The following is a 6,588-nucleotide window of genomic DNA, read 5'->3' as shown; positions in this document are numbered from 1 at the left end:
GGCGGCCTCGGTGGCGGCCGGGCTCGCGGCAGGGGCCGAGGGCGGCGTCGGGCGGCGGCCGCGGGCGCGGACGGCACCGAACAGGCGCACGCGCTCGATCAGATCGGCGCGGAAGGCGTCGGAGGTGGTGACGCCGCGGTTGCTCTCGGGCTTGGCGAGGTAGTCGACGGCACCGAGCGCGAGGCATTTCAGCGAGATGTCGGCGTTGCGCGTCGTCAGCGTCGACATCATCACGACCTGGAGCGAGGGGCTCGCCGCGAGCATGCGCGGCAGGGCCTCGGTTCCGTCGAGCTCCGGCATGTCGATGTCGAGGAGCACCACGTCCGGGTCGAGCCGGGCCATCATCTCGAGGGCGATGCGACCGTTCGAGGCGGTGCCGACCACGTTGAATCCGGCCTCGCCGATCCAGCGGGCGACGAGACCGCGCACGACGGCGGAATCGTCGGCGATCAAAACGCGGATCTGTCCCGGCGCGGGTCCGGCCGCGGACGGCGCGAGAGGCTTCGGCACCGGCCGGGGCGGGATCTGCGGGGACGCTGCGAGCATGGGGTACGCCTCGGTCACGGGGCTGCCGGCCGTGGGGCCGACTCTGTCGATGGCAGGCGCTGGAGGTCCGGAAGCGCGTGTCCGGGAGGGCCGAGACGGAGGAGCCAGCAGTCCAGATCCGGCCGATCCCGTCGGGACGGCGGATCCGGGCGTCGCTCACAGGCCCGCACGGACTCCCTGATCCTGTCCCCGGTCCGACCGGCCGGAAACGGGGTCAGGCGGCGTTCGCGTGGAGCATGCCGACCTGCTCCAGCTTGGCCGTCAGGATGTCGCGGTCGAAGGGCTTCATGATGTACTCGTCCGCCCCCGCCCGCAGCGCGCGGGCGATGGCGCCGACATCGTTCTCGGTGGTGCAGAACAGGATCTTCGGCTCGGTGCCGTCCGGCATCTGGCGCAGGGCCTGGAGGAAGGCGTAGCCGTCCACGTTCGGCATGTTCCAGTCGAGCAGGATCACGTCCGGCATCGCCTCGCGGCAGCGCTCCAGGCCCTCGGCACCGTCCTCGGCCTCGACGACCGAGAACCCGAGCCCCTCGACGATCCGGCGGGCGACCTTGCGGATGACCGCGGAATCGTCAACGACGAGACAGGTCTTCATGAGCGACCTCCGTCCTTCAGGCGGCCTTCGTCGAGGGCCGGTCCGACCCGAAGGCCAGGAGACCGTCCACGTCGAGGATGACGAGCAGGCGCCCGTCGAGGCGGTGAACGCCGAGCGCCAGATCGCGCCAGCGGGCATCGAGGTTGATCGGCACCGCCTCGTGCGTCTCGGCGCCGAGCTTGAGCACCTCGCCGACCCCGTCGACCACGAGGCCGAAGGTCTCGCCTCCCTGCTCGAGGCCGATCGCCATGCCCGTGGCTTGGCCCGTTGCCTGGCCCGCCGCGCCCGCGGCGGCGCTCATGCCGAGGCGACGGCGCAGGCAGATCGCGGTGACGACGCGCCCGCGCAGGTTGAGCAGCCCCACGATCTCCGGCGGCGCCAGCGGCACCGGCGTGATGCCGGTGGGGATGAAGACGTCGTGGACCCGGTTGATCGCGAGGCCGAACATGGTCTCGCCGACGAACACCGTCACGAATTCCTGAACCGCGCCCGTGTCCTTCGCGCCGTCCTTGGCCGCGCCCGCGGCCCCGTTGCTGTTGGCGTGCTGCATGATCCGCCTCGTCTTCCGTGTCTCGGGATCGCGTTTCAGGCGGCCTGGGCGAGGCCGGGGGCCTCGATCTCGGCGAGCGCCGCCACGAGGCCGCTGCGGTCGAACTTCGCGACGAGGTCGCTGATGGCGAGGCGGCGCGCCCGCTCCACCATCTCGGGACCGACGGTGCCGGCCAGAGCCACCACCGGCAGGCCGGCGAGCGCCCCACCCGCGCGGCGCATCTCGGCGACGAGCTCGAAGCCGCCCTTGCCGGGCATCTCCAGGTCGGCGACCACCACGTCGATGCGGGTCTCGCCGGAGAGGATGGCCAGCGCCTGCTCGGCGCCCGACGCCGCCACCACGCTGAAGCCCGCGGCCTTCAGGACCGGGGTGAGCATGTCGCGGAAGAAGGCCGAGTCATCGACCAGCAGCAGGGTCCGCGCCTTGGCGGCCGCGGCCTTGCGGGGCCCGCGCGCCCAGTCGTCGTAGGCGAGCGGCAGGAAGTGGGCGATGTTGATGATGTCGGTCGCCCGGCCGCGCAGCACCGCCGAGCCGATCAGGTCCGACCGCTCCGCCGCGATCTCGATGTCGAGGCGCTCGTCCACGATGTCGACGATCTGGTCGACCACCAGGCCCATCGCCCGGTCGCCATCCGAGAACACCACCAGGGCCTGCGTGCCCTCGTTGCGGATCTGGATCGCCTCGTCGGCCACGACGAGCGGCATCAGGCGGCCGCGATACTGGATCAGCGGGCGTCCGCCGAGCCACTCGACCTTGCTCGCGTCGATCTCCTCCAGGCGCGTGACCAGCGAGAGGGGGACGGCCTTGAAGGCGCCGTTGCCGCCCTTGAACACGAGGAGCGTGGTGCGGGCCTCGCCGATCTCGGCCTCCTCGGCCTCGGCCTCGACCGGGATCTGGCCGGCCTGCGCGCTCTGGCTGACCTGCCGGGCGACGCCGTTCGGATCGATGATCAGCACCACGGCGCCGTCGCCGAGGATCGTGTTGCCGGCGAACAGCGACAGGTGGCGCAGCTTCGTCGACATCGGCTTCACGACGATCTCCTCCGTATGGAAGACCTCGTCGACGAGGATGCCGAAGCGCTGGCGCCCGACCTGGGCCACCACCACGAAGCCGGACTGGATCTCCGCCTCGCCGCCGTCCTGGCCGAGCAGGCCGGTCAGCGTCACGATCGGCAGAAGGCGCTCGCGCAGGCGCAGCACGGGGGCGCCGTTGATGCGCTCGATCTTCTGGGCGGCGCTCGGATCGACCCGCACCAGTTCCAGCACCGCCACCTGCGGCAGGGCGAAGCGGCTCTCGCCGGCCCGCACGATCAGCGCCGCCACGATGGCGAGCGTCAGCGGGATCTTGATGGTGAAGGTGGTGCCGCGGCCGGCCTGGGTGTTGATGTCGATGACGCCGCCGATGGTCTCGATATTGGTCTTGACCACGTCCATGCCCACGCCCCGGCCCGAGACCGAGGTGATGGCCGCCGCCGTCGAGAAGCCGGCATCGAAGATGAACTTCGCGACCTGCGCGTCGGTCATCTTCTCGACCTCGGCCTGGCTCGCGAGGCCGCGCTCGACCGCCTTGCGGCGGATGGCGGCCAGGTCGAGGCCCTTGCCGTCGTCGGCGATCTCGATCGTGATCGTGCCGCCCTCGTGATAGGCGGAGAGGCGGATCGTGCCGCGGGCCGGCTTGCCGGCGGCCACGCGCACCGCGGTGGCTTCCAGGCCGTGATCGGCGGAGTTGCGCACCATGTGGGTGAGCGGATCCTTGATCACGTCGAGGACCTGGCGGTCGAGCTCGGTCTCGGCGCCGACCATGACGAGCTCGATCTGCTTGCCGAGTTCCGCCGAGAGGTCGCGCACCACGCGCGGCAGCTTCTGCCAGGCATTGCCGATCGGCTGCATGCGCGTCTTCATGACGCCTTCCTGCAGCTCGGCGGTGACGTGGCTGAGCCGCTGCAGCGGCACCTTGTAGCTCGAATCCTCGTGGCGGCGGGCGATCTCGAGGAGCTGGTTGCGGGTCAGCACCAGCTCCGAGACCATGGTCATCAGATGCTCGAGGGTGTCGACGTTGACCCGGATCGTCTGGACCTTGGCCGGGCCCTCGCTCTCCGAGGCCGGGCCGGCAGCTTGGCCAGCCGGCGCCTCGGCCTTCTGCGCCACGGGTGCCGGCGGCCGGGCCGGCGCGACCGGGGCGGGAACGGGCGCGGCCGCCGCGACGGCTACGGGGACAGGCAGCGGTGCGGGCGCCGGCTCGTCATCGGGGCCGGGCGCGGCGAGGAAGGCGGCCTCGAGATCCTCCAGGCTGACCTCGCCGGGCTTCAGCTCGCGCTCGACGATCGCCGGAAGCGGGGGCGGCGGGGGCGCGGCCGGCGCCGCCGCCGGCGCCTCGCCCGCGGCCATCTGCTCCAGCGCCTCGATCAGATCGGCATCGGAGCCGGCGGGCTCGGTTCCGGCAACCTCGAGGTCGGCCAGGATCGCCTTCAGGCGGTCGAGGGTGGCGAGAATCAGGCTGACCGAGGCGCCGCTGACCGGCAGGCCGTCGCGGAAGCGGCCCATCAGGGTCTCGGCGGCGTGCGCGAGCGCCTCGAGGCGGGGCAGGCCGAGGAAGCCGCAGGTGCCCTTGATGGTGTGCACCAGGCGGAAAATGTTGCGCAGGATGGTTTCGTTGTTCGGATCCTGCTCGAACCGGACCAACTCGGTATCGACAGTGTCGAGATGCTCACTGCTCTCGGTCAGGAATTCTCGCAGCAGATCATCCATCGCCGGTACTCGAACTACGGGCCGCACATGCGCCGCTTCGAGTACTCACGGTAAGGAACCGAGGTTAGGAAAGCGTTTCGCCAGTTTCCGATTCATCGAAACGCGGAAGATCGGCCCGGGAGCCGTATCCGGGCTCGCGCGCCTGCGCGTCGCCCCCTGAAAACGAGAGCCGGCAGAGGACCTTGCGGATGGATCCTCCGCCGCTTGGCGGCGCCCGCGCCCGCTGGCGGAGAGCCGGTGCGGCCCGCGCCGCCCGTCAGCCTTGCCGAATCCTTCATGGGGTCCGGCGAATGCTCGCGGGGCCTGCGCGGAAAACAGTCACAGGCAGCAGCCGGCCTCAGGCCAGCGCCGTATCCGGAGAATCGCCGTCGGAGGGCGGTGCCGGCGCGGCGGCGGGTTCCTCTGCGGCGGGCTGCCCGGCGGGAGCGGGCTCGGCCCGGATCGTGACCGTGTCGCCCTCGATCGCGAAGGTGACGCCCATGCCGGCGGCCCGCGCCACGAGGCCGGCATAGAAGGCGAGGATGCCGTGGGCATCGACCGTGCCGGTCTCGGAGGTTCCGGCCATCAGCGCCTCCACATGGGGCGGGATGCGGGCATGCGAGCCCTTGGCCGTCAGCAGGAGGGTCGGCGCCTCGCCGTCGCCGCTGACGGTCACGTCGATCAGGCCGCCGCGCGGGATCGCCTGGGTCGCGATCATCACGAGGTTGAGGAGCAGTTTGACCTTGTTCTTGGGAAACAGGGCCTGCGGCGCGCTCCAGGCGAGCTGGGTCTTGTCGTCGGCGAACATCCCGCGCGACACCTTCTCGGCATCGGCAAGGTCGATCGAGGCCCCGGCCGAGCCGGCCGCGCCGAAGGCGATGCGGGCGAATTGCAGCCGCGCCGAGGCCTGGCGCGCGCTCTTGCGGATCAGGTCGAGGGCGAAGTCGCGCATCGACTCGTCCTGGTCGTCCTCCAGAACCTCCAGCCCGTTCACGATGGCACCGACCGGACTGATCACGTCGTGGCAGACGCGGGAGCAGAGCAGCGCGGAGAGATCGAGCGCTTCGAGGTTCACGGTGGTCATGGCACGCTCCGGGCGTTTCGGATGATCCGGCTTCGGCTCGCGGGCCGCGGGCCAGAGGGGATAGATCCCATCGCCCGCTTTGGAAAGCGTTACGGCCGCGTCCGGTGCCGCCGTGAGGGCGGACGGAGAGCCTGCGAAGGGGGCGCGGAGGGGGCGCGGTCGACAGCGGGACGAGGCTCGGGCATGACGGGACGACGACGGAAGCACGGGCGCGACAATGACGGCGGAGGGGGGATGCGGCGGAGAGGCCGGCGCTGAGGTCAGCACGGAGGCCGGCACGGAGCGCGGACGGATCGCCCGGCGGCTCGCCGAGATCGCCTGCGCGGCCGGCACGGTGCTGATCCGCCACCATGGCGGCCACTGCCCGCACAGCTTCAAGGAGGACGGCTCGCCCGCGAGCGTCGCGGATCTCGAGGCCGAGGCGCTGATCATCGCCGCGCTCGCCGAGAGCTTTCCCGGCATCCCGGTGGTGGCCGAGGAGACCTGCCGCGACGTGCCCCCCGCCCCACGCTTCTTCCTGGTTGATCCCCTCGACGGGACCCGCGAGTTCCTGGCCGGGACGCCGGACTACGCCGTGAACATCGCCCTGATCGAGGGCGCGCGCCCGATCGCCGCGGCGCTCGCGGCCCCTGGCCACGGCCGCGTCTGGTACGCGGGCGAGAGCGCCGAGGAGGCGGCGATCTCCGATGGCCGGCCCGGCCCCGGCCGCCCGATCCGGGCGCGCAGCGCCCCGGCCCAGGGGCTGGTCGCCCTCGGCAGCCGGCGCCACGGCGACCCGGAGACCGATGCCTGCCTCGCCCGCCTGCCGCTGGCCGAGCAGCGCAGCATCGGCTCGGCCCTGAAGTTCGGCCTCGTCGCGGCGGGCGGGGCGGGTGTCTACGTGCGCTGCGGCCCGACCCTGGAATGGGACACGGCGGCCGGCGACCATATCGTCGCGGCGGCCGGCGGCCGGGTGGTGACGCCCTCGGGCGACCCCATGGCCTATGGGCGCCTGTCCGAGGGCTACCGCAACGGCGCCTTCGCCGCCCTCGGCGATCCCGCCCTCTCCGCCCGCCTCACCCTGCCGGCGCGGCGCTAGACACAGCCC

The 6,588-nt window shown here is 72.0% G+C and carries 6 protein-coding genes; 1 reads left to right on the top strand and 5 read right to left on the bottom strand.

Annotated features, from left to right (window positions below):
• The 5 genes from MET9862_RS20310 to chpT all read right to left on the bottom strand — a co-directional run.
• On the bottom strand, nucleotides 1-546 hold a 546-nt coding region (locus MET9862_RS20310), incomplete at its 3' end, for a response regulator (protein ID WP_142584691.1).
• A 214-nt stretch (nucleotides 547-760) separates the two neighbouring features.
• Complete coding sequence (locus MET9862_RS20305) at nucleotides 761-1,141, bottom strand: response regulator (protein WP_142584690.1); 381 nt, start codon at nucleotides 1,139-1,141, stop codon at nucleotides 761-763.
• A 16-nt stretch (nucleotides 1,142-1,157) separates the two neighbouring features.
• Nucleotides 1,158-1,691 carry a chemotaxis protein CheW gene (locus MET9862_RS20300; RefSeq protein ID WP_142584689.1) on the bottom strand — a complete coding sequence of 178 codons (534 nt, stop codon included), beginning with the start codon at nucleotides 1,689-1,691 and terminating at the stop codon, nucleotides 1,158-1,160.
• A 35-nt stretch (nucleotides 1,692-1,726) separates the two neighbouring features.
• The gene (locus MET9862_RS20295) at nucleotides 1,727-4,438 is read right to left on the bottom strand and encodes a hybrid sensor histidine kinase/response regulator (protein WP_142584688.1); all 2,712 of its coding nucleotides are present in this window, start codon (nucleotides 4,436-4,438) and stop codon (nucleotides 1,727-1,729) included.
• A gap of 337 nt (nucleotides 4,439-4,775) precedes the next feature.
• Nucleotides 4,776-5,501 carry a histidine phosphotransferase ChpT gene (chpT, locus tag MET9862_RS20290; protein WP_142584687.1) on the bottom strand — a complete coding sequence of 242 codons (726 nt, stop codon included), beginning with the start codon at nucleotides 5,499-5,501 and terminating at the stop codon, nucleotides 4,776-4,778.
• Between the two features lie 217 nt (nucleotides 5,502-5,718).
• Here chpT and MET9862_RS20285 point away from each other — a divergent pair, with 217 nt between their 5' ends.
• Nucleotides 5,719-6,579: a 3'(2'),5'-bisphosphate nucleotidase CysQ family protein gene (locus tag MET9862_RS20285; protein ID WP_142584686.1), complete on the top strand. Its 861-nt coding sequence runs from the start codon at nucleotides 5,719-5,721 to the stop codon at nucleotides 6,577-6,579.
• The last annotated feature ends 9 nt before the right edge of the window (nucleotides 6,580-6,588 follow it).

The organism is Methylobacterium symbioticum, from assembly GCF_902141845.1.
GTDB classification, from domain to species: domain Bacteria; phylum Pseudomonadota; class Alphaproteobacteria; order Rhizobiales; family Beijerinckiaceae; genus Methylobacterium; species Methylobacterium symbioticum.
Note: the sequence above shows the minus strand (reverse complement) of the source record. Positions and strands in the feature narration are given on the sequence as shown.

What these genes read in the sequence shown, in the direction of transcription:
- MET9862_RS20305 (WP_142584690.1), bottom strand. Translation starts at nt 1,141, where the DNA reads ATGAAGACCTGTCTCGTCGTTGACGATTCCGCGGTCATCCGCAAGGTC.
- MET9862_RS20300 (WP_142584689.1), bottom strand. Translation starts at nt 1,691, where the DNA reads ATGCAGCACGCCAACAGCAACGGGGCCGCGGGCGCGGCCAAGGACGGC.
- MET9862_RS20295 (WP_142584688.1), bottom strand. Translation starts at nt 4,438, where the DNA reads ATGGATGATCTGCTGCGAGAATTCCTGACCGAGAGCAGTGAGCATCTC.
- chpT (WP_142584687.1), bottom strand. Translation starts at nt 5,501, where the DNA reads ATGACCACCGTGAACCTCGAAGCGCTCGATCTCTCCGCGCTGCTCTGC.
- MET9862_RS20285 (WP_142584686.1), top strand. Translation starts at nt 5,719, where the DNA reads ATGACGGCGGAGGGGGGATGCGGCGGAGAGGCCGGCGCTGAGGTCAGC.